Origin of the sequence: Candidatus Brocadia sinica JPN1, from assembly GCF_000949635.1 — a bacterium.
Classification (GTDB): domain Bacteria; phylum Planctomycetota; class Brocadiia; order Brocadiales; family Brocadiaceae; genus Brocadia; species Brocadia sinica.
Window position 1 is genome coordinate 2178087 of sequence record NZ_BAFN01000001.1, and the last position, 23070, is coordinate 2201156.

The 23070-nt window shown below is 39.7% G+C and carries 28 protein-coding genes; 18 read left to right on the forward strand and 10 right to left on the reverse strand.

The window, feature by feature from the left end; all coding sequences use genetic code 11:
* Window positions 1-47: 47 nt before the first annotated feature.
* The gene (locus tag BROSI_RS09780) at window positions 48-1037 is read right to left on the reverse strand and encodes an ABC transporter substrate-binding protein (protein WP_052563557.1); all 990 of its coding nucleotides are present in this window, start codon (window positions 1035-1037) and stop codon (window positions 48-50) included.
* A 135-nt stretch (window positions 1038-1172) separates the two neighbouring features.
* Window positions 1173-1625, reverse strand: a complete 453-nt coding sequence (locus BROSI_RS09785) for a PAS domain-containing protein (RefSeq protein ID WP_052563558.1) — start codon at window positions 1623-1625, stop codon at window positions 1173-1175.
* Window positions 1626-2083: 458 nt separating this feature from the next.
* On the opposite strand from BROSI_RS09785, the gene BROSI_RS09790 reads away from it, so the two are divergent.
* Window positions 2084-2476: a helix-turn-helix domain-containing protein gene (locus BROSI_RS09790; protein ID WP_157842470.1), complete on the forward strand. Its 393-nt coding sequence runs from the start codon at window positions 2084-2086 to the stop codon at window positions 2474-2476.
* A gap of 31 nt (window positions 2477-2507) precedes the next feature.
* On the opposite strand, the gene tnpC is transcribed toward BROSI_RS09790, so the two are convergent.
* Entirely contained in the window at window positions 2508-3878 is a 1371-nt protein-coding gene (tnpC, locus tag BROSI_RS09795) for an IS66 family transposase (protein ID WP_052563560.1), read from the reverse strand.
* Complete coding sequence (locus BROSI_RS09800) at window positions 3865-4746, reverse strand: Druantia anti-phage system protein DruA (protein ID WP_052562620.1); 882 nt, start codon at window positions 4744-4746, stop codon at window positions 3865-3867. Before BROSI_RS09800 ends, tnpC begins: the two co-directional genes overlap by 14 nt.
* 535 nt (window positions 4747-5281) lie before the next feature.
* Here BROSI_RS09800 and BROSI_RS09805 point away from each other — a divergent pair.
* From BROSI_RS09805 to BROSI_RS09880, 16 genes are all read left to right on the forward strand, one after another.
* Window positions 5282-6349, forward strand: a complete 1068-nt coding sequence (locus BROSI_RS09805) for an MBL fold metallo-hydrolase (protein ID WP_052563561.1) — start codon at window positions 5282-5284, stop codon at window positions 6347-6349.
* Window positions 6350-6705: 356 nt separating this feature from the next.
* Window positions 6706-6888 carry a ferritin family protein gene (locus BROSI_RS09810; protein ID WP_052563562.1) on the forward strand — a complete coding sequence of 61 codons (183 nt, stop codon included), beginning with the start codon at window positions 6706-6708 and terminating at the stop codon, window positions 6886-6888.
* Window positions 6889-6904: 16 nt separating this feature from the next.
* Window positions 6905-7261: a ferritin family protein gene (locus BROSI_RS09815; RefSeq protein ID WP_052563563.1), complete on the forward strand. Its 357-nt coding sequence runs from the start codon at window positions 6905-6907 to the stop codon at window positions 7259-7261.
* A gap of 92 nt (window positions 7262-7353) precedes the next feature.
* Entirely contained in the window at window positions 7354-7896 is a 543-nt protein-coding gene (locus BROSI_RS09820; RefSeq protein WP_052563564.1) for a ferritin family protein, read from the forward strand.
* A 105-nt stretch (window positions 7897-8001) separates the two neighbouring features.
* Window positions 8002-9423, forward strand: coding sequence for an aspartate ammonia-lyase (locus tag BROSI_RS09825; protein ID WP_052563565.1), 1422 nt, complete (start codon window positions 8002-8004; stop codon window positions 9421-9423).
* A gap of 118 nt (window positions 9424-9541) precedes the next feature.
* A complete protein-coding gene (locus BROSI_RS09830; RefSeq protein WP_052563566.1) occupies window positions 9542-10081 on the forward strand; it encodes a cytochrome c in 540 nt (179 codons plus the stop codon).
* A gap of 244 nt (window positions 10082-10325) precedes the next feature.
* Window positions 10326-10853, forward strand: a complete 528-nt coding sequence (locus BROSI_RS09835; protein WP_052563567.1) for a cytochrome c — start codon at window positions 10326-10328, stop codon at window positions 10851-10853.
* Window positions 10854-10969: 116 nt separating this feature from the next.
* The gene (locus BROSI_RS09840) at window positions 10970-11170 is read left to right on the forward strand and encodes a hypothetical protein (RefSeq protein ID WP_052563568.1); all 201 of its coding nucleotides are present in this window, start codon (window positions 10970-10972) and stop codon (window positions 11168-11170) included.
* Between the two features lie 22 nt (window positions 11171-11192).
* Window positions 11193-11354: a rubredoxin gene (rd, locus tag BROSI_RS09845; protein ID WP_052563569.1), complete on the forward strand. Its 162-nt coding sequence runs from the start codon at window positions 11193-11195 to the stop codon at window positions 11352-11354.
* A gap of 42 nt (window positions 11355-11396) precedes the next feature.
* Complete coding sequence (locus tag BROSI_RS09850; RefSeq protein ID WP_157842471.1) at window positions 11397-11993, forward strand: hypothetical protein; 597 nt, start codon at window positions 11397-11399, stop codon at window positions 11991-11993.
* Entirely contained in the window at window positions 11990-12934 is a 945-nt protein-coding gene (gene trxB, locus BROSI_RS09855) for a thioredoxin-disulfide reductase (RefSeq protein ID WP_082059147.1), read from the forward strand. The genes BROSI_RS09850 and trxB overlap by 4 nt, the downstream gene beginning before the upstream one ends.
* Window positions 12935-13035: 101 nt before the next feature.
* On the forward strand, window positions 13036-13479 hold the full coding sequence (locus tag BROSI_RS09860) for a ferritin-like domain-containing protein (protein WP_052563572.1): 444 nt from the start codon (window positions 13036-13038) through the stop codon (window positions 13477-13479).
* Window positions 13480-13948: 469 nt separating this feature from the next.
* On the forward strand, window positions 13949-14257 hold the full coding sequence (locus BROSI_RS09865; protein ID WP_052563573.1) for an MTH1187 family thiamine-binding protein: 309 nt from the start codon (window positions 13949-13951) through the stop codon (window positions 14255-14257).
* Window positions 14258-14299: 42 nt separating this feature from the next.
* A complete protein-coding gene (locus BROSI_RS09870) occupies window positions 14300-14914 on the forward strand; it encodes a DJ-1/PfpI family protein (protein ID WP_082059148.1) in 615 nt (204 codons plus the stop codon).
* A gap of 87 nt (window positions 14915-15001) precedes the next feature.
* Window positions 15002-15529 carry an NTPase gene (locus tag BROSI_RS09875; RefSeq protein ID WP_052563574.1) on the forward strand — a complete coding sequence of 176 codons (528 nt, stop codon included), beginning with the start codon at window positions 15002-15004 and terminating at the stop codon, window positions 15527-15529.
* Window positions 15530-16165: 636 nt separating this feature from the next.
* Window positions 16166-16975, forward strand: coding sequence for a sigma-70 family RNA polymerase sigma factor (locus BROSI_RS09880; protein WP_052563575.1), 810 nt, complete (start codon window positions 16166-16168; stop codon window positions 16973-16975).
* Window positions 16976-17007: 32 nt separating this feature from the next.
* On the opposite strand, the gene BROSI_RS09885 is transcribed toward BROSI_RS09880, so the two are convergent.
* The 5 genes from BROSI_RS09885 to BROSI_RS09905 all read right to left on the reverse strand — a co-directional run bounded on the left by BROSI_RS09885 (window position 17008) and on the right by BROSI_RS09905 (window position 22250).
* Window positions 17008-18228 (reverse strand): transporter family protein, encoded by a 1221-nt coding sequence (locus tag BROSI_RS09885; protein ID WP_052563576.1) that lies wholly within the window; start codon window positions 18226-18228, stop codon window positions 17008-17010.
* Between the two features lie 131 nt (window positions 18229-18359).
* On the reverse strand, window positions 18360-19127 hold the full coding sequence (locus BROSI_RS09890) for an Ig-like domain-containing protein (RefSeq protein WP_052563577.1): 768 nt from the start codon (window positions 19125-19127) through the stop codon (window positions 18360-18362).
* A gap of 95 nt (window positions 19128-19222) precedes the next feature.
* Entirely contained in the window at window positions 19223-21379 is a 2157-nt protein-coding gene (locus BROSI_RS09895; protein ID WP_052563578.1) for a serine/threonine-protein kinase, read from the reverse strand.
* Window positions 21380-21448: 69 nt separating this feature from the next.
* Complete coding sequence (locus BROSI_RS09900) at window positions 21449-21916, reverse strand: SoxR reducing system RseC family protein (RefSeq protein ID WP_052563579.1); 468 nt, start codon at window positions 21914-21916, stop codon at window positions 21449-21451.
* 16 nt (window positions 21917-21932) lie between these two features.
* Complete coding sequence (locus BROSI_RS09905) at window positions 21933-22250, reverse strand: HU family DNA-binding protein (RefSeq protein WP_052563580.1); 318 nt, start codon at window positions 22248-22250, stop codon at window positions 21933-21935.
* A 373-nt stretch (window positions 22251-22623) separates the two neighbouring features.
* On the opposite strand from BROSI_RS09905, the gene BROSI_RS19090 reads away from it, so the two are divergent.
* Window positions 22624-22761: a large ribosomal subunit protein bL34 gene (locus tag BROSI_RS19090; RefSeq protein ID WP_007220107.1), complete on the forward strand. Its 138-nt coding sequence runs from the start codon at window positions 22624-22626 to the stop codon at window positions 22759-22761.
* A 68-nt stretch (window positions 22762-22829) separates the two neighbouring features.
* Here BROSI_RS19090 and BROSI_RS09910 read toward each other — a convergent pair whose 3' ends face one another.
* On the reverse strand, window positions 22830-23018 hold the full coding sequence (locus BROSI_RS09910; protein ID WP_052563581.1) for a ferredoxin: 189 nt from the start codon (window positions 23016-23018) through the stop codon (window positions 22830-22832).
* Window positions 23019-23070: the final 52 nt, after the last annotated feature.

Below are 23070 nucleotides of genomic sequence, written 5' to 3' on the forward strand. Positions count from 1 at the left end.
TGGTTGAATAATGGATTTACAAATTCACGCTAACATTCGATTTTTCATTATGGATACAAGACTATATCGTCGCGGGGTTTAATCGAGGACAGATTTATTTCGATTATCTCAGCCGTTTGGGTATTTAAGGTTAATGTTAATTTATCTGGTTGTTTAACACCTAATGAGGTTGTCGTCGGGTCGCGCAACAACGTTTGTGCCAGTTGGGCAGCCTGCAGACCCGTGTATCGGTAATCCGGAGAAATAGAAATCAGGGCGCCTGCCTTAACAATTGCGCTTGAAGTACAAAAAGTCGGCAGACGATTTTTCAGGGTTTTTTTGAAGATCGCATCGAGTGAATCTTTTGTAACTACCGTGCCGTCAGGCACTATCCACAATGCATCAATTCCCTTGATACTATTTTTTAATGCAGCTGCAACCTCTTTTTCGGACAAGACCTCTGTTTTGATAAGATTGAATTCAAATCTCTCCGCCACGGCAGTCGCTTCTGAGATAATTTTCCCGGTTTTTGTTGGGTCATAAATAACCCCCACGTTCTTCTGTGTGCCAAGGATCTCTTTGAGAATGGCAAACTGGTCTTCTAACGATGCCTCTGAAGAAATACCGGTGACGTTAGCCCCCTCTAAATTAAAGCGCTCATGATTAATAACCATGCAAAATATCATGGGGATATCGGTAAATTGCTCTTTTGCGAGGGTTGCTGCCAGTACACCCACAGCGAAGATAAGTCGGGGTTTGAGTTCTTCGCTTTTGATAGTTTGAATAACCCTTTTACATTCTTCAATATCCCCTTTTAAATCATAGATTGCCTTTATGGAGATATTTTTCCCTTTACAGCCTTCCTCGAAACCCTTAATTGCCTCGTTATAAGCCGCAATTCGCTGGCTTCGAATTATGATGACGGTATTTTCACTGGCATGAGTCCTGGATGGCGGCGTGATTCTTTCTTTGGCAATTCCCACAGAAATCCGGAATGACACGGAAAAAATAAATATGAGTGCAGACCAAAACACTATGGTCTTCCCATGATTTACCATTGGACAAATTAGACTCCTCGATTTTCACAGCATGAGAAAAAAGAAGAGGCAAAAATCGATTATTGGATGAAAAAGATTGCCCCAGTAACAATCTTCATAAGCGGTTTGCTCCGGATAATCTTTTTATATTTTCACTTATACTGTAGCGTTTGCAGTTTCAAGCGACGTGTAATACTCTGATTCAGATTCCTTAATGCGGTCATCATGTTGCATCTGTTTTGTGATATCCTGTGCCGTCCCATAGATGCGAATAACGCGGCCTTGTGCCTCTCCCCATGCTGGATGAGCGTAATTGCGTAGCCATCGTATTTCATCACTTTTCGTAATGATACGAAATTCGCTTACATTAGACTGGCCAGATAACAAACAATCAAGCTGCTTCGCAAGGATGGGTGCATCATTCGGATATACAAGGCTAAGCCAATAACCATAGACGTTTACCTCCTCAAAAGTATATCCAGTAACATGAACAAAGGTATCAGTGACACATTCACATATAAGGTTACCGTTGGATTCGACCCGGAAGTCATATGCAAAGCTGGAGATACGTTTAAAGATGGAATGATAATGTTCTTCAAAAAAATTCATTGGGTTCTATCGAAAATACCATCGCGTTTTTCAGAATGATTAAATTATAGCCTCAGCAAGTTCCACAACAGTAGTGGCAAGGCGCGCCTTGCCGCTTACATAGTTGGTTGGAATCCAACACTTAATTAGGCCTTCGGCTACTCATAAATACAAATTTTCCAGACTGGAGTCCACCCCCTTCGCCCCCGCCAACGGGCGACAAATGGTTGTCCCCCTCACTGAGGGGGATTAAAGGGGAGGAAATTTTCATTTGAAATTCCTAAACGTCAAGTTAAACACGGACAAACAAGTTTGTCCATGCCACCCAAAAATCCGCGTAAATAAAATAAAAATACCGATACATGTTAACTACCTATTGTTTTATTTTTTCTTTGATTATAACACAGTGTGATATTTCTGCAAGGAAAATATTTCACTGAGAAATTGCATCATATAACAGAGTGCTATACCATATCTTTATGGAGAAAAAGAATGTCGTTGGACATAATATAAGGAAATTTAGATTAAAGGCCGGAATTACCCAGGAAGAACTTGCCCTGACGAGCGGGCTATCACAGGGTTATATAAACCAACTGGAGAGTGGCAAGAGAAACTATACGCAAAAGTCATTGGAGCTTATTGCAAACGCCTTATCAATGCCAATAATCGAGTTCTTCAGAGATGAAAATGAAGAGATTCCGGTTGTTTCAGAAAAGGAAGTCAGTTACCGAAAGAAAGGGCCATACAAAAAAGACTTTATCCAAATTTTGAATGATTTGCCGGAATACATCGTTGAACACTATCTTACCCTTTTGAAATTAGAAAAGGAATTACAAACGAAGAACAAAGGAAATATCTACAAAAACAGATAAAATATTCGTAACACTTTAGTTCTTTGAAAAATTAACAAGCGATTTTATAGGCCAACCCAGAAGGCGTTTTTACCGTCAGGGCGTTTTTGGCAATTGCCAGAAGGTTTTCAACGGGATTAGCACCTTGTAATTCCGCAGAGCGAAGCAATGTCATAAGGATAGCCTGGGTATTCGCACCTTGAGCAGAACGATTTTGTTGTGAGACCTTTCGAGTCAATACCGGCTTTCGCATCTGTTGCTCAGCATGGTTATTATAGGGACTCACGCCCTCATGTTCCAGGAACGTAAAGAGTTCCTCTTTATGGCGATTCAGACGTTTGATCAGTCTTTGTGCGTCTTTATCCTGATAGGGTGTTATCAAAAACTGTTCAAGCCGATAATGTAATCTCTTTTTCAACCGAAGAAAGCATTCTGGACTCAAATGGTTCTTTTCCTCCGATAACCGCAATGCGTCTTTGAGCACACGAGAGAGTTTTTTCCGGAAAGCTTTCCATGGAATTGACCGATTGTATGTGTCGACTTTTACCAGTTCCGTGAACAGATGATAGAAACACCGCTGCTTTGCCAGTGCGTTTATCTTGTTATAAGCGCCCCAGAAGTCACAAATCAGGATGCCCTTGAATAGTCTGCCTAAGAACTTTTCTATGACAGGCGATCCCCGATTGCGTGTTATGAGGTAGTAGCAGAGGGTTTTGGTTGTAAAACACCACAACCAATGGGTTTTCCCGTTCAACCGCCACCCTGTTTCATCTGCGTGTAAAACGGCACTTGCGGAGACTTTTTGTCCAATATCGTTATACCGTGATTCCAGGAGTGTTGCAAGGGACTTCCAAGCCTGGGTTAAACCACCGGCGCTTATGTGAAAGTTGAAAAATACGGAAACCATCTTTACGATATTGTTTATACTTATGCCGACTAAGTAATGAAGCCAGGCGGTAAAGACAACGAGGCGCAATCCGAGTCGGGCATTTGGCAACGCGTCTGTGACCGTAGGCTGGACAATCTTTCTACAACAAGAACACCAGGAACCATGAACCGTATGTTCAGTCACGACCGGATCAATCTGTGGGATATCTTCGATGTATCGCTTATACGTTCTTACCGGATTTTGCAGTGGCTGGTGGCAATCAGGACAACTCTTGAGGGTATGTGTCTGATAGGCAGTTATTTTTTCCGGCCGTTTCCGGGAAATCCCCTTATGTCCGTGTTTCCTGCCACAAGGCCGTCTTTTCCTTTTGCCTGCGGGCTTGAGATAAGAGGGTGTCATGCCGGACGGGGTGGTTGGACTCGGTTTATCGCAGAGTCTGTCATAGTTCTCTGCTTTCTCGGCCAGTATCAGGATGGCCTGAATCGCATCCTCTCTGTCCATCTCTAAAATGGCTATGGCTTCATCCCTGGTCATGAGCAAGAAACCTCCGGAAGTTTCTCTCAAGAGGATAGAGGTAGAGTTCCTTAGGCTGTCCATGATACTGATAGCGATTGCCCCGTTTTGCATTCCCTTGGGTTTTCCCAACACGAATCCAATTGGCTGCCTGGTAGCAGGTGCCTTGAAACCGTGCGGTATCAACAAAGGTTTCAGCCAAATACACGGGATGGCCATAGACGGATTTCCAGTCATGTGACAAACGCCTCAGGGCGAGGGATAATACCTTGGATGCAAGGTGTTTGATCATAACCCAGGGTGGAATGAGAAATCGCACGTTACTTGCAATCAAATGCAAGTGTGTCCGTTTGGTAGACTCATCCCATCCGATGAAACGATCACGGTCTTTGACCTTCCATGCGGCACTTGCCCATCCAAGACAGGCAACGACCTGGTTGCCGATATGTACGATGTGCCTGATGTGTTCGCCAACAAGCCGGGGACATCCGAGGTAGTGGTAATGATAAAGGAGATAACCCCAGAGGTACCTCTCTTGATGATCTCTTACCACCTGGATCGTCGGGGTTTCATACTCGGTGATGGCACCTTCCAGTGTTCTTTTGACGAAAAGGGGTATCTGATCAAAGACCTTAGGTTTGAGATTGTTTTTTGGCCGTATGCGTGGCGGAAGCGAAACCAATCCCTGCTCTTCCAATCTCAGAAGGAGGTCTCGTGCTGCGTATTCTTTCAACTTGCCATTGGGCTGCATCCAGTTCCAACTCTTGCAGAGTTCACGGGAAATATAACTTCGCCCTCTGAGAAAATGACGCTCAGTGAGAGCCTTGATAAAGGCTATATCGTCTGCATGCAGTTCTCGTGAACGGTAGTGGAATAGGATAGGCTTCATAATCAGATTCCTTTTCTCTGAAGCCCTTTATACCATAAATGGCAAACTGACGTCAGCGTTTTTTTGCGTTTTAACGCTCTTACGGTAAAAACGCCTTCTGGGTTGGCCTATAAAATCGCTTGTTAATTTTTCAAAGAACTAAAGTGTTACGCATTTTCTTATCATTGCTGCATTTCCACAAAGAACAACAAAAATCATTCGATAGCATGCAAACACAAGCGTTGTCACTATTTTTGCCGTATATTACAAACTGTAAGCGATATATAACAGCTTCAAAATCTTTTTTCAAGGACAAAATCCGATGGTCACATCTTGTCTCCGGCTTCGAAAAATTGTCAGATTTCATTCATCCGGGTAGTCCAAATTCAGCAATACGCTGAGATTTGCCTTGAGGACGCGGTATAAAGGATTTATAGTTACAAAAAGATATGAAATCTTTAGTATAATTTAATCTGCAAACAAGGCGAAGTCTTATTGCAGGATTTAGGTGTTGTAGGATTTTCATTATTTATTCGAATTCGATGTTGTGGGACGGATGAAAGAATTTCGTTTTAAGATAAGATACCACGCGTTTGTGATACTGATCAGTCTTAACATAGTGTTCAGCGGATGTGTTCCTTCGATCGGGCGCATGCCGGTTTATAACACAAAACAAGAAACACTTCAGATGCAAGGGGAGGAAAAGAATACCATCAATGTTCAGTACCTTGGTGTAGGCGGATATTTGTTCCGGCACGGCCAAAACGCCCTGATGACGGCGCCCTCGATTACCAACCCGAGTCTCTTGAAAATACTGTCCTTGACCAGATTAAAGACAAATGAGGGACTTGTGGATCGTCTGCTTCCTACGGTTGAAGATGTGGAAATGGTACTGGTCGGCCATTCTCATTATGATCATTTATTGGATGTGCCGTATGTGATGCGGAAATATGCAATGAACGCCGTAGTTTATGGCTCCAAAACCATGGGGCATATTATGGCTGCAGCAGTTGATAAATCCCGTATTATTGCCGTGGATACCTATGCCGCAAAGGGCAAAACTCCGGGACAATGGATATATAACCAGGACCGAACCATCCGGTTTATGGCCATTGAGTCAGAACACGCTCCTCATTTTGCAGGTATGAAGCTATTACCAGAGGGCCCCTATGACAAGGATCTGAAACATCTTCCCCGTACGGTGTTTGGTTGGGTAGAAGGTCAGACGTACGCCTATCTTATCGATTTTCTTAATGAACAAGGCAATATTGCATTCCGCGTCCATTACCAGGATGCAGCAAGCACGCCACCGCTCGGTTTTGTACCGGATTTACCGGCAAACGACCTGAAACGGGTGGATTTGGCCATCCTTTGCGTAGCGTCCTTTACGCAAGTGAAAGAATACCCGGAAGGAATAATCAGAGCGATTCGACCGAAAAACATCCTTTTGGGGCACTGGGAAGACTTTTTCAGAAATCAAAAAAGACCAGTAAAAGTTTTGCGGACCACAAATGTACGCAACTTTATCAAGCGTCTGGAATCAGTTATGCCAGGTGATTCACAATGGCAAATGCCAATGCCTTTTACACAGATGCGTTTCCCACTGGTTGAAAAAACCGAGTAGTTGGTGGCTCGTGAATGAAAAACGTCATACTACAACGGCAACAATACGCTGGCAAATTTCCCCTTTGTTGTTTCCCACAAGAGAAAAATCGCTATTCCTGTCAAAGACCAGCGACTGAAAATCTAAATAAATAGATTCCTGGTCTAAGATTCTTGATAAACATATGTGATAACATAAACTCTTTTGTTTGTGATTGTTTTTGCAACAACTTGCTATTATTGCAATTATGATATATTTATGCGCCGCATTCAAAGATTGTGGCTTTGGTATAATAATTGAGTACTAGAGACATGCATAGGCTAAGTGGCTAAAATGGAAAATGTTTGTCTTTATAATTGCGAAAGGAAAGTGGGGTAATGAGCAAAGACATCGAAAATCTAAAATTAGCAATACAAAAGAAAGAACTTGGTATTGAACGATACAGTGATCAGATCAAGGTGTTAAGCGATCCCAAAATCAATGCCTTACTTGAAGGGATTTTGCATAATGAGGTTCGGCATAAGGCAGAATTGGAAGACCATTTCAACAGATTATCCTAAAACCAGGGGGAAATATATGAGAGAGGGATATAGGTCGGTATTGGAATTCTTAGAAGCGGATTTTGAGATAGAAGAAGAACAAGAACATTTGTATAACCAATTAGCCACTGCTTCTCATGATGCGAAGGTAAAAGAAACATTTCAACATCTGGCGAGAGCGGCCAAGGGGCACAAGGATGCTATTGGAAGAATTATTCGGGATATTGAATCAGATAATCACGATGTGTGTTTTTATTGTCTCATGTGTGGGTGGGAGATCAGTTTTGGAAAAATGCCCTCTGTAGGAAACGAAGAACGTTGTTCTTTGTGCTGTCAGAAATTTGCGCTGGTAGACGTGGATAATGATTATGAGATAAAGCCTCTTCCGCAATAATGACCGTTTTCGAAATAAAGATATTTTAGATTTATACAACATTACGGCAGAATTATGACAAGGTTTTAAAGAATAGATCTTAGGAATATAAAATGGGCGAGACTTTAAAGGATATAAAATCAATTGCACTTCAGATGGAAATGGATGGAATAAAGTTTTATAGCGATCTGGCGAGCAAGACCCTTCATCCTATGGGGAAGGCCATGTTCAGATCCTTTGTGGAAGATGAAAAATCGCATCTAAAAAGGCTCCGGTCTCTGTTGTCTGTTCGGAAGGAAAACGATCAAATAAAAGAAAAGGATGCAGTGCACCCCAAAGAAAGATTGATTACTATCTTTCGGAAGATGGGTGAAGAGTTGAAGAGAAAAGTTACTATGAATACGAACGACATAGAAGCTGTTAAGCTTGCCATGGGACTTGAGGAAAAAGGGATTGAGTTCTACGAACAGGCCTCCAGGGAAGCAAGTGATGTAAAGGATAGTGAAATCTATCGTTTCCTTGCCGGGGAGGAAAAAACACATTTTAGCATACTCAAGAATACTCTCGAGTTTTTGGAAAAAACTGAACTGTGGGAAGCCGAGAACGAGGGTCGTATCTACGATATGTGGATGAATATGGTGAACAAGAAAGTATGAGAGGTCTCAGGTTGTGGTGTGTTAAAAACATGGACTTTTTTTATGTTTTTTAACATGCTATTTGTTAAGTCTCAATAGTTTGGTAGACATGGTATATATCAGATAATGAGCGATAAAAAGACCGGTAGATTCCGCGTAGAAAAAGATTATCTGGGCGAGATGAAAGTTCCTGCAGAGGCTTACTATGGGGTTCAAACCGCCAGGGCCATTGAGAATTTTCCCATCAGTGGCCAAACATCCCAGCCTGTATTCACGATGGCTATGGTCTCCATAAAAAAAGCTGCGGCTATGGTTAACGTAGAACTCGGTTGTCTCGATAGCAAGATTGGCAACATGATTATTCTGGCATGCGATCGTCTATTGAACGGTGAGTTTCAGGATCAATTTTTAGTGGATGTGTACCAGGCAGGAGCCGGGACATCCCATCATATGAACGTAAATGAAATTATTGCCAACATCGGAATTGAGATGTTAGGTGGGATAAAAGGGGAATATTCCATTGTGCATCCGAACGATCATGTTAATTATGGGCAGTCAACAAATGACGTCTATCCTACCGCCATGCGCATCGCAGCCCTACAGTTGTCTAAAAAACTCATAAAGAACTTACATGCCTTGGTGGAGACATTGAAACAGAAGGCAAAATCCTTAGATTCCGTTGTAAAGGCAGGCCGCACCCACCTTCATGATGCCGTACCTATCCGTGTAGGTCAGGAATTTTCCGGCTATACGGATTCTTTACTGAAGGCAACCAGAGGGATAGAAAGGGCAAGTGAATCGTTGAAGGAATTAGGAATCGGCGGAAGTGCTGTAGGTACAGGAATCAATACCCATCCGGAATATGCCGGCAGGGTCATTGAAAAACTGAGAAAGATCGTAAACCTGGATATTAAGGAGTCTAAGAATCGATTTGAGGCTATGCAAAGTAACGCACCGTTTGTCGAACTCTCTGGCGCCATGCGTACATTGGCTGTGGAACTTATTCGCATTGCCAACGACATAAGACTGATGAACTCCGGACCAAATACGGGATTTGCGGAGATTGACCTTCCGGCAGTACAGCCAGGGTCTTCTATCATGCCAGGGAAAGTGAATCCTGTTATTCCTGAGATGATGAATATGGTCTGTTTTTCGATTATGGGCAATGATTTATCGATAGCGTTGGCTGCCCAGGCTGGACAATTTGAGCTTAATGTCATGATGCCCTTGATCCAATACAAATTGCTTGATTCTATCTTTATCCTTGCCAATGCTGCAAAGATATTTAATGAAAAATGTGTCAGCGGCCTTACGGTGAATGAGAAAAAATGTCAGGATTACGCCATGCGGAGTCTCGGAATCGCCACTGTTTTGAATCCCATTATAGGCTATTCAAAGGCGTCCGAGGTTGTTAAGGAATCTATAAGTACCGATAAATCGGTGAGAGAAATTATTTTGGAAAATGGCTTCCTTTCCCAGGAACAACTAGATCAGGTATTGTCGCCGGTATCTATGACCGAACCTGGTATAAGGAAGGTGGGGGTATAAAGGTTGTAATTTCCCGTTTAACTTATTACGTGAAAACGTGAGAAAGGAGGTACTTCCAAAAAATGGTTAATCAGGCATATTTGTTTTTTTATTTCATGGAAGAAGAAAGGAGTAATATATGAGAAGGAAATTATCTTTAAACATTGTCTTATCAGGTTTAGTAGGACTGGCAGGAGCAGTGGGTGCTGTTTATCCTACCAAAGTGTTTGCGGGAGAGGGACAACCCATAGCTCATGCACATGAAGGTGGCACTCATGAAGATATTAAACTACCTACCAAGAGGTTAATGATAGAAATTGAAAAACGAATGTATAATATGCTTGAAGGGATTTTGGTGGGTAATTTTCCCTATGTAAAACAGGAGGCGGCCGCTGTTGCAGCAAAAGCAGGTGAGATAAACGAAAATTTCTTTCCCAAAAATCCTGCTATTGATCATTGGTATATGCGATCGAAAGATTTGGATCCAAAGAATATAGAGGCAATTACCAAATTAAAAGAAGAATTTAATACCTATATGAAAAGAATAGATTCATCCGTAAAGGAAATTCAAAAAGCCGCTGATGCAAAAGATACTGAAGCGGCGTACGCGGCTTTTAGCGGTTTGGTTACAAAGGCGTGTTTCGAATGCCATAGAAAACAACGTGATGTAAAGAAATAAAACCTCTTGAAAATCAATGGATGTGAATATGATTCTAATCCGAAGAGATTAAATGAGTTAAAAGAAAGTGCAGATTATTTAATTGTCTGCACTTTCTTTTGTTTCTGGAACAAGGTATTTTTAGATAAATTGTTTCTTGTCTCTTAAGCTTATAATTGTATAATACAAAAGATATGAATATCGATAAAAGCTTTTATCTTTTGTAATTTATTTTTTGAAAATGGTTTGAGAAAAGGAGTGGAACGTGAAAAGGTCAGCATTTTTAATTGTCAGTTTATTTGGTGTGAGTATGGTAGGATTAACAAATGCCATCTATCCTTGTGCAGCCATTGCAACTGAAGAAAAGGTACTCTCCCATGAAAAAGTTACGGAACCTACAAAGGTGTTAATGAATGACATAGCGAATCGGATGGACAATATACTCGATGGAATATTGGCAGGTAGTTTTAAATATGTTGCGCAAGAGGCGGGCGCTATCGTAGATCAAAGTTATATGATAAGCAAGACATTCTTTCCTGCTGAGCCCAGGGAAAACTTATGGTTTAAGCGGGCCAAAATAGATCCAAATGATAAAGAGAGGATTACAAAGCTGAGAGAAGAATTTGATGTCTACCTAAAAGGAATAGCATCGTCAGCGCTGGAAATTCAAAAAGCCGCTAATACAAGCGATCAGAAAGCAACTTTCAAAGCCTTCACCAGCATGATTGAAAAGACCTGTTTTGAATGTCACGAAGGGCTCCGGGATAAAATGATACCCATTGAAAACCGATAGTTCGGTGTCTCGGATGTGTAGAAAAGAAAGTGCAGATGGTTAAAATTCTGCACTTTCTTTTATTTTAAAGGTTGATTACGATACATGAGGTAGTGTAGAATATCTGGGTTATTTTTATGGAAGAGCGTAAAAAAGCAAGGCAAGTCATCGGTTTGGAAATCGCTTTTACATGCCCTTTTTGTCATAAAAAAGTCAAAGATTTTGACCTTAATGCGAATACAATTGATGTTAAGGGTTGTGGCACTTGTGGCGGGGATGTTCAATGTTCTATTACCTGCCCCCTGTGTGATTACGAGATAGAGTTGATGGTCTATTAATGGAGAAGCTGAGGAGGCGATCATGTCAAAGTGGGAATGTCGGGTATGCGGTTATGTATACGATCCGGAAAGGGGAGATCCAGATAATGGTGTAAAACCTGGGACACCTTTTGAGAATTTACCAGAAGATTGGGTTTGCCCATCCTGTGGTGCAAGTAAAGATTCATTTGATAAGCTTGATTAAAAAACCTGTTTGATTTCGATATACCTTTAGGGAAATAATTTTGTGTTAAAATTGCGAAAGCAGCAGTACTTGAAATTTAGTGTATTTATTCTCTGGGGTATGATGTCTCTTTGTTCTGAAGACCTTGCCATGGCGAATGCAGAGCAGGCGGAGAAAGGCCCTCCCAGCGTGACCTATTCGAATCCTTACTTTAAAGGTACGAAGGATGAGAGAGAGGCGCAAATTAAAAGGATGGCATCTCTTTTCGGAGTGGAATGTAATTTTTGCCATAATGAGGATTTAACAATTTTTACAGAAGAGGGGAAAAAATCGAAAGAGATGATGAAGGCCTCTGTTGCCTTGGGCGTCGAATGCGACCACTGCCATATTGACCGGAAGCGCTATAAAGAAAATGAACAGCAGGCAAGAAAAATGTTCGAGCTTTGCGAAATTATGGGGACAGAATGTAATTTCTGTCATGCAGGAAAGGATAAGCTTACTCCAAAAGGGGAAACGTCTAAAACTGCCTTTGTAACCCGTGCATGGGCTACTGAAGGAACAAAACAATGTTTAGAGTGCCATATTGAGAAAAAGCAATTTGCCTTAAATTTTTACGGATGGCAAGTCTTGAATGCTATAAAAGGATTAAAGGGAATGTGAATAAAGACTACGATGTGATTATCGTTGGAGGAGGGCCGGCAGCCCTTGCGGCGGCTGTTTATACCTGCCGTGCTTTACTGAAGACTGTAATCTTTGAAAAAAAATATTTGGGCGGACAGTTAGTCGGTACCGAATTGATTGAGAATTATCCGGGGTTTCCTGAAGTTATTAGCGGCGTTGATTTAACACAACGCATGGAGGCGCAGGCGAAACGGTTCGGAGCAGAAATTCGGTATGAAGAGGTCTTGAAATTAGGGATAGAAAACGGCTTAAAGATTGTAACGACCGATGCCAATACGTATGCAAGCCATGCGGTGATTTTGGCTGCCGGTGCGGACCCGAAAAAATTGGATGTGCCTGGTGAAAAGGAGTTTTATGGTAAAGGAGTTAGTTATTGCGCAACCTGTGATGGGGCTTTTTTTAGAGATAAAGATGTGGTGGTGATCGGCGGTGGCGATTCCGCTATTACTGAGGGTATCTTTTTGACCAAATATGCCAAAACCGTACAGATAATACACAGGAGGAATGAATTCAGGGCCACAAAAATTTATCTGGATGAAGCCTTCTCAAATCCAAAGATAAAAGTTACACTCGATACAGTAATTGAAAGTATTCACGGGACGGAAAAGGTCGAAGGAGTTGTTACTCAAAATGTTTTGACAAAGGAAAAAAAGGATATCCCATGTCAAGGTGTTTTTATATTTGTCGGAAGTGTGCCGAATACCGGCTTTTTAGGCAATTTGTTATGTGTGGATACGGGGTGCCATATTGAAACAAATATCCATATGGAGACTGCTATTGAGGGATTGTATGCAGTTGGTGATATTCGGAAAAATTCTTACCGGCAAATTGCAACTGCAGTGGGAGAAGGAGTTACGGCAGCTATTGCATCAGAACATAAGCTTGCTGAGTTAAAAGCATTGAGTAAAGTAAAAAAATAAACCATATTATTTGAAAAAATATACAGAAGAGTTTCTTTGTAGGACCACTGTAGTCAGTTATTGATAATACCTTGAAATGATGGAAGGAGGAGTTGGCAACTATGGATTTAAATGAAATTGTTAAACAGGCTGCGCAACAAGAAGATAAGGCGTATAAATTTTATATGGATGCATTAAAATATGTAAAGGACGAGCCATCAAGGATATGGCTAAAGGAACTTGCTAATGAAGAACTGAAACATAAGGAGTTGTTGGAGCATTTTGATCCTTCCAAGATCAAAAAATTTAAACCAAGTAAGATTCAAGATCTTCATATAGCGGAGTACCTGGTTGATAAAGATATTTCTGAGATAAAAAGTTTTCAGGATGTGCTGATTGTTGCGATGAAAAAAGAACAAAAGTCCTATAACTTTTACGTTAGTATGGCCAAGTCTGCTGATAATCCTGATATGAAAAAACTGTGCAAAATGTTAGCACAGGAAGAATTGAAACACAAACACAAGCTCGAACTGTATTACGATGATAACGTATATCAATGGGATTAGCGATTCATTGTTCTGCTGTCTCATCTTTTTCCAAGAATTAGCCGCTGAAATTGTAAGAAACGTGTAAGTGCTTATAATCAATCAATGCGAAACACTTCTTACACGAAAGTTTAGCTGGTACGATTAAGACACTGTTAGTATGCATACCAGCTAAACTTTCTATTTCCTTCTGATGGTTTAAACAGCTCGGCAATTATTCGGAGTATATTTCGTATGGGTTCCGTTTGTCCTGAATTCGAATGAGGCTCTCTCTGAAAGCTTTTAATTTTCATTTCTTTCTTCCCAATATCATGTCCTTCATACCACTGTACTTCAGCTTTATAAATTATACTGTCTTCCAGTTCTGCAAGACAATTTCCCTCAATTTTTTCAATTTGTCCTTCAAGACATACTGTTTAACCAGTTCAATTTCTCAAAAGTTATTTTGAAAAAACCTGCAATTATTCTTCAAAACTAAAGGAGGTGTAGCATGATTGCCGAGATTAGTGTGGTCCCCATTGGGAAGGGAACTGATCTGGCTCGATACGTTGCCAAGATCGTCAAAATCATCGACGAGAGTGGATTGGACTACAAACTCAATGCCATGGGTACTGTGATAGAAGGTGACAGTGAACGTGTATTTGACTTGATTCAGAAATGCCACAATAAGATGTTAGAGCTATCAGAAAGGGTATATACCACGGTAAAGATAGACGAAAGGAAGGACAAGAAGGTAAATATGCTTGAGCATAAAGTGCTTGCTGTAGAGAAGGAACTGGGGAAGATTTTGAAAAAATAAAAGCACTTTACATTTTTTAAACTTCGCTATGAGGAATACAAAATGAGAAATAGATTTCTTACGCCAGGTTTGCCCTTCGCATCTTTTATTTTTTTAAGCATGTTGATTGTGAATGTAATGGGAGAAAGTGCTATGCAATCTGCAAAAGAAAAAAAAGCCGTAATGATTATTGCCAGTAATAATTTCAGGGATGAGGAGTTACTAAAACCCAGGGAAGTTTTGGAAAAAAATGGTGTAACAGTAACTGTGGCATCATCTTCATTAAAGGAAGCGACAGGCATGTTGGGAGCAAAGGTAAAGCCGGATATCCTATTTACTGACATTACTGTAACAGATTATGATACTGTTATATTTATCGGAGGTTCAGGAGCAGGCGAATATTGGGATAACCCGATCGCCCATAAGATCGCGAACGATGCAAATAATGCGAAAAAGATCGTAGGAGCTATCTGTATTGCACCGGTAACCCTTGCTAGGGCGGGATTGCTTAAGAATAAGAAGGTTACGACTTATTCCTCAACGATAAACGATATAAAATCAGCCGGTGCAAAATATACAGGTAATGATGTTGAAAGGGATGGGAATATCATTACCGCCAGTGGTCCTGCAGCAGCACAAAAATTTGGGGAGGCTATTGTCAAGGCACTCAGTCAGTAAGTTCCTGACCAAGCAGACTGTGCCAAATGAACAATTTTGCTCTATTTTGAGATGTTTTTTTCTCCTCATAACGCAATGGGAGAGATTATGAAGAAACATATTCTATTAACGGGTAAACCAGGTATCGGTAAGACATCAGTCGTTAAAAAAATCATACCCTTTTTGGGAGCGAAAGCAGGGGGATTCTATACAGAAGAAATCCGTGAGTTGGACAGGCGCATGGGTTTTAGGGTTGTAACACTGGATGGAGAGGATGGTGTTCTGGCGCACGTTGAATTTAATAGTAATAATAAAGTTGGTAAATATCGGGTTGACCTGGATTCCTTCGAAAAGGTTGCCATACCAGCTTTAGAGAGGGCTATGGAGCACAAATCAGTTATCGTTATCGATGAAATTGGGAAAATGGAACTCTTTTCAATGAAATTCAGGGAGATGGTAAGGAAAATTCTCGATAGTGAAAAAACCCTTCTCTGCGTTATAAAAGAAAATGCCGATACTTTTACTGAAGGTATTAAAAAACGTAAAGATGTTACTCTAGTAACGGTAAATTATGAAAATAGAGATACTTTGCCAGAAGTGGTATTTGAGATGTTGAAAACAGTGAAAAAGAGTTAAAACATATCTCCTTTGTTCAAAAAGTCGCATAATAAAATCAAACTGACCAGAAAATATTCCTTCCTTACACTGATTTTTTTTGTTAAAAAGCATTTCCTTGTAGTTACCGAGGCGATTTACCTGTATTAAGAGCAAATAATTCAGATCATATCTTTTCCAAGGTATAAACGAGAAACCTTTTCCAGTTATCCATCCTCCCTCCAGGCCGTAAGATTGTGATTTTGTATACAATCGGCACATATCTATCGTGTTACAAAAAGTAACAGCCCTGTTTGTCCCTAGTTTACAATTATTTAGTGGAATTTAGAAACATGGTTTTCTAAAAAGTGTCACGATTGTTTATATTATTTTCACTTCTCATTTTAGATGCAGAAATATTTTTTATATTTCATAACACCAGTCAAAATCAGGTGTTGCAACTTTTAAAAGACATATGACTCTTTCCGAAATTTACTGGCACACCATCTGCGAATTACTGGTCACATATGTTGAATCAATGTTTTTTGTTCGTTAAACTTTGCAGGTCACATCTTCCCCGCATCCTGTGACCCGCATATTCATGTTTTGAATGACCAGGAGAATATATTCTCACTGATTTTGTGAATCAGAATGTATAAAAATGAAGGAGGATAATGAATGGAATTTGCGCTTCAGGTTTACATAAAAGATTTAAGGAAAATTTCCCCCCTCACCATAGAAGAAGAAAGAAGATTATTTGAAAAGGTTGCCGGGGGTGATTCGAGGGCAAAAGAATCTATTGTGGTAGCTTATCTTCCATTGGTTATAAAGATTGCCAGGCGATTTGTTTACTATGGGACATCTCTTCTGGACCTGGTTAGTGAAGGAAATATTGGGCTTATACGTGCCGTGGAGAGATTTGACTACACGTTGGGTCAACGGTTTGGCAAATACGCTTCATGGTGGATAAAATGGACTATTCAACGTGCTTTGATTAATAACTCAAAAACCGTACACATTCCTATTTATATGGCGGAAAGGGTTTCCAAATGGAAGAGAACATCATCGAAATTGACGAATACCCTTCACAGACTGCCCAATCGGGATGAAATTGCACAAGAATTGAACGTCGATGAAAAACAGGCTCGGTGGATAGAAAGGGCTGTACGACAAACTTTTACTATAAACGAGGTAGATTTACAAAAAGATGATTCAATGGAACTTAGCGACCATATTCGTGATGAGAGTGTGAAGATGCCTGAAGAGGCATTGATTGAATCGCATGACAAGAATGAATTAAGAAGATTGCTTGAGATAATTGATCATCAAGAGGCGAGGGTTTTGAAAATGAGATATGGGTTTGATGGTTTAGAACCCATGACACTTCGGGAAGTAAGCAAAAAGCTCAACATCAGCCGGGAGTGGGTCAGGAAGATAGAAAAAAAAGCCTTATCGAAACTCAACCAACTTATGTGTTGTAATGAGTGAGGCTTGATATGATAACATTGTTGAATAGTTTGTTAGAAATTTAACTCGTATCCTATCGTTGGAATCCAATCAGCTCTGAGGCCATCGTCGTTAAGTGGTGTTTGTATATTAAAAAACACAAGCATTCCCATACGTGGACTCCACTTAAACCCTGTTGAAAAATCTACAATATCATTGCCGATATCTGATCTCTCTGTTTTGTGACGGCCAATAATATCTACCGCAACAGAGAAATGATTATTTTCCATACTAAAGGCATAATCAGTACCGCCGGTATACACGATTCTGTCGTGTCCTTCAGTTCCGCTATTGAACTCATATCCTAAGTTAAAATGTGGTGTAAAATGGTTAATATTTTTTGAAAGTATGATAAACGGCTTTACACTGGTTCTTCCTGTTCCTAAAAGTTCATCATCGTCTCCCGTCGGCAGCTTCAGATCGAGTGCAGTTGAAAAATCTATCCACTTAGATGTTACGAGATTGTACTTGCTCCGTAAGAAGATATCACCAAGTCCTGTGGATGCGCCGGAAACTTCATCACTCATTGTTTCTCCGGAGTCCAGGCTGTAACCCAGAGTTTTACCCGTTATCCCTTTTTTCCGTGTCCGATTTAATATCTTTGCAGTACTGTCGACGTCAAGTTGGATCTGCATGACAGGTACAAGCATGGAGACGTCCCACCGGTCTGTTATTCCATAGGTACCATAAAAAGAAAATAAATTAGTTTTGACATCCACATCAAAATCAAGCTGAAGTAAATTTTTATCTTTTTGTTTTTCATCTAATAATACAATGGACTCTAAATTGTCCAAGTCTCTTCCTTCCAGTGTCGAAAAGTGAATGTAGGTGTAAGAAAAACCAAAATTTAACTTTCCTTTTCCGAGGGTAGGCGCCCTTTCTGCAAAAATAGGCCCAAGGCTGTCTGTCGTCCTTGTGAATACCTCTAATTCGCTATCGTACTGAAAAGTAAAACCACCACTTGTTGAACTTACCGGGAACTCCCCCTTTTCGGTATTTAACACTGAATTCAGACCCTGAATTTCAGAAATTGAATCTAGTGGTACCTGAACGGTTGTAACTACATCTATCCCACCCGTATCTCTTTCCTTTTCAAATACCTTTGTTACAGGGATGCCGTTTCCACTATATAATGTAGTAATTACGTCTGATAGACTTTTGGCTAAACTAATGGTTACAAAACGAGTAACTATTAATAAAGTGACAAATATGATTAAGAGAAATCTTGTTACCATGAAAATATGGTGTATCCAAAGTACTATAAATACAGGATGAATACCTATAATACTTAGTTATTGTCCTTAAAAAGTCAATAAAGTTTTTGGAATAGGAAGATGTAGTAATAAGATGGGCCACTTGGAAGTGCTTATTTGCAGGAGGGCGTTCCGTAGACTTTCCATTCAAAAACAATGGGGTTGGATTGTTGTCCTTTGCATCCTGCTGAAGGCGAAATTCTTCTGATACGGATGGCTCTGGTGGTTATGGGTTTTGTAAAGGAATATTCGATGTCCCCTATTTCTTTTACAAATTCATCGTCTGTAACCCACGTCATTGCATCCGCACTTAAATATTGAACTAATCCGTTGCCGAGGTTTCTGCCTGGATCTATATAGAAAGGATCATCTGAATCTTCACCACAACTTTCATTACAATCCGTTGTCTGAATAGTCATTCTTGTAAGAGTAACTGCTCTATTCCAATCGAGTCGAATCCAAGCGTTTTTCTTTTGCCCGACCTCATTTCGTGTCTTTACCCAATGGTAACTGCAATCATCCTTTTCTTTACCGTCGTTCATCATTTTCGGACCAAAGCTATTTCTGCCGCCGCCACTGCTGGAAGCCATTGCGCAGGGTGCGATATTTGAGACAACGGTAAGAGGCAAGGTATCCGACAGGGTATTTGCGGTAAAAGTTATTATTGCAATTCCGTTTGATATACCATTAATCGTGAAAGAAATTTGTCCATTTGAGTTTGTCAGTCCTTTGTTTGGTGTAACTGTGGCAATATTCTCTTTGTCATTTTTTGCAACAACCATAATGTCACTTAAAGGATTCCCCTGATTACCAAAAATTTTCACAGTTGCAGTGCCTTTATTCTGGACATCCAGAATAAATGAGCCAAAACTAACGCTCATACTATCCGAAAAGGCAGTTTGACAAAATACGAGAGTAAAAATGAGTGGTAGAAGGAAAATATTATATTTATATAACATGGAGTCCGCAGTTCAGTTTATTTTGTAAAACGATCATTGATTTGTTCCCGCAAATGATCATATGTTATGGTAATGTTATTTCTCAAATAATCATATTTTGTGGCAATATTATCCAAAATACTCCGATATATTGGGTTTTGCTTTGCCAATTCGTCGGTCTTTTTGGTAATCTTCCACGTATTATTTTCGTTACGAAGGATTTTGGTTATTCTGGGTAAAACCCTTTGGTGTCGATTACCACGCTCGTCAGTCCACGCATCTGTTCTGTCAAAACTGACGGTGGCGTGGTTGTTATCATCGTGTACCTCAATTATTTCATTTTGAATGGAAACTTTAACATCGTGTACATATTGGTAATGATGTCGGAGTTTTCCTTCTTCTTTTTCGGAAGATATATGCCCAAGCTCTTTTAGCGTCTCAATATCCCCTTTTTCCCATGCCTTCTTATACTCCCGTAGCCAGCTTAATAGTTCCTTTTTTACTGTTTCCTTTGTGCCCGGTTTTATTAGCGTCCCTTTTGCGCTTTTATTAATGTCATATTTTTGAATATTGTCAACAGCAGTATCTAAATAATTATCATGAGTAGTTTTTTTCCCATCAGCAATATGACCTGCATTTACGCTGTTAATGGGATGCGGAACCTTGACTGACATTTTATTGTTGCTAGGGTCTTGTGCCCTCTTGTATTTATTCGTTTCTTTATCTAAAAAACTCCCCAAGTTATCACCTTGTGGTTTTTGTCGTATCGCGTTATCATTTTTTTGGGACCTGCCCGTTTCTCCGGGGGTGTTACGAATATGAACACTCTTGTGTGGAACAGCACTGGATTTTTTATATTCTTTTGGCAAAAGGAATACGTAGAGTGCCAGGGGAACTGACAGGAAGGTTGGAATTATAAGAAGTAAATTATTTCTGGAATAATGCGCAAGTTGTAACTTAGCACTGCATTTTCCTCTTTGTAATAATGATTTGAGTTCATCTATTGATTGTGGTCTCTTCTCCTTGTTTTTTTCCAAACAACAAAATATAATATTTTCAAGATATTTTGGAATCTTTAAATTTTTGTGTAACTTTCGAAAAGGTTGCGGCTTTTCATTTAAATGTTTGTTCATTAACATGATCTGATCCCCCCGAAACGGGGTCTCTCCCGCCAGCATTTCATACATAATTGTCCCCAGTGAATATATATCTGTCCTTTCGTCACACTCACCTCGCCATTGTTCAGGTGCCATGTAAAGAGGGGTTCCTACAATGCTTCCGGTCAGGGATATATTGTCCTGTGTCCGCAGTTTTGCTATCCCAAAATCTAAAACTTTTACAAAATCATCTACCTCCCCTACTTTGGACAACATAATATTCTGAGGAGTAATATCCCGATGAATGATTTTTCTGGGGTGTTTGTGTGCAGTCGATATTACATCACAGACTTGGAAAATAATATTTAACATCCTTGTAATGTCGAATGTGCCGTTGTTCCTTATAGTTTCTTTTAAATTGTTGCCATGGATAAATTCCATAGCCATGTAAATTATACCGCTTGCATCCCGGTCAAAGTCGTATAGGTGAATCGCATTGGGGTGTCGTAATTCTCTGATAGTAGCCGCTTCATTATAAAATCTCTTAATGTCCTGAGGGTTGTCACTTAGGTTTATATGTAATATTTTCACTGCAACAATATCATCGATATTCAGCAACCTCCTTTTGGCTTTGTATATAGTACTCCATCCACCTACGGCGATTTTTTCTATTATTTCATATTTTTTCCCTAATAGCTTGCCAATATAGAGATCGCACGTTTGCTGCGAAAAGGCTGCCAACGTCTTGTTGGACGTGAGAGATATTTGCTGTGGGTTGGTTTGACAAGATTTTTCATGTTCAAATTTTTTCCCACAGCGTTTGCAATCAATAGTTTTCTGGGGATCGTTATTGGCTTTCTTGATTCTTTCATTGCAGTGGGGGCATAATACGACAGTGACCCCCATCTTTTTTAAAAGATAGGTTTCTTGTTCGGATGTTATATAGCCACGATCTTTCATGATAACTTCGAGACTTTTTCTTGGGTCTTCTTCCTCAAAGATATTGGCAACCTGTTGGCAAATATAAACCTGTTCAGGTGTAGCAAATCCTTCGGAGATAGCAAGATTTCCAAACTCTGTATTTACTCTGTTTTCCATAATGATTTTTGATGAAAACGGTTATACAGATAAAAAATCCGGATAAGTTCTTGCCTGAGAAGTGGCAAGTTATCGTGTAATCAAAGTATAATTGTCTTGAGTATCAATTGATATGATTTTTCGGCGTGCGTGTTTTTTGTTTTTTATCTTTTTGTCATAGATACTCACAGCTACGATAGATAATATAAAGGAAATAAACCCGCAGGATACCATTCTCACGTTTTGTGAGCCTGGATAGATAAAGTAAAATTTCTGACCCAGTAAACAGCCTGCTAGTAAGTTTACGATAGGTAATATGAGAATAAGTATCATGCTTTTGTATGGAGAATGTTCGGTTATTTTTAGTGTTATTTGCTGACCGACGCCTAAACCAGGAAATACATTCACTTCTAAAAGATTAGGATTGTTTTCTATACCCATACAAACACCACAACTTTTGCATTCCTGTGAATTAGGCTTTATTATTTCCACAGTCGCGTGATTACCACTGATATATTTTATAATCCCTTTTTCGATAACCTGTTTTTGTTTGAACATTGAGGTATTAATAACTTTATGTTTCCTGAGTAGACTCCTGGGTTGGTGTTGCATTGCCAACCTTTTCTCTCATTAATTTACCTACTTTAAATACTACCACATTTTTAGCAGGAACAAAAGCTACATCTCCGGTCCTTGGATTTCTTGCTTTTCTAGCAGCACGCTGACGTATTTCGAAAACTCCGAAATCACGTAATTCAATACGATTACCTTGTGCTAGCTCACCAATAATCTCGTCTAAAAACATTTGAATCGTTTTTTTTACTACCATATGGGTATTGTCTGTCCTTCTGGCAATCTTTTCACAGAGGTCCCTTTTTGTCGTTGTTTGCATTACAATTCTCCTTTTTAAGACGATAGATATTATTTATTGCGGAAATGGTAATTTTATAGAAAGATTCATGTGAATAGATTAAAAAAACATCTCCCCCCTGCTAAAGCATGAGATTAGGAAAAAAATATTTCCTAGTCTTAACTAATTTCTAGGTATGATATTTATGATTAACTGCGGACATATTATCAATTCAAAAGATTAATGTCAATACGATTTTAACACTTTTAAAGTTCTAAATTTAAGATATAAGCGCGGAAAATCATGATTCAGCAGTTCTTTTAAAATATCTTGACAACAAATTGATAGATGTGATATTTTAATGAAATTCTGCATTTCTGTGTCTTACGTTAAAATTTTGAGGAGGTATGCAATTATGAAGGTTAATATCAGGAAGAGTTCTATAAAACATAAAAGGATGTGCGGTTTTCGAAAGAGGATGCGGACGAAGGGTGGGCGTGCAATCCTTAAAAGGAGAAGAAGAATTGGCAGAAGGCCGCTCCTTGACGTTTAGCAGCATGAATAAAAAAGACCTTAAATATCAGGACTGATATTTAAGGTCTTTTATTTTTGACTGTTTCGTTACTCTTCAATTATAATTGCTTCTACCGGACATTCTTCAGCCGCTTGTCTGCAAGCATCTTCTTGTTCTGAAGGAACTTCAATATTTTTGGCTACAGCCACGTCGCCTTGCATGAAAAATATTTCAGGACACGTCTGGGTACATAGTTCACAGCCAGTACAAACATCAGCGTCTACTTTTGCTCGCATGATCAATCTCCTTTTTATTGAATATCTTAATTAAAGGTATTAGAATTATTGC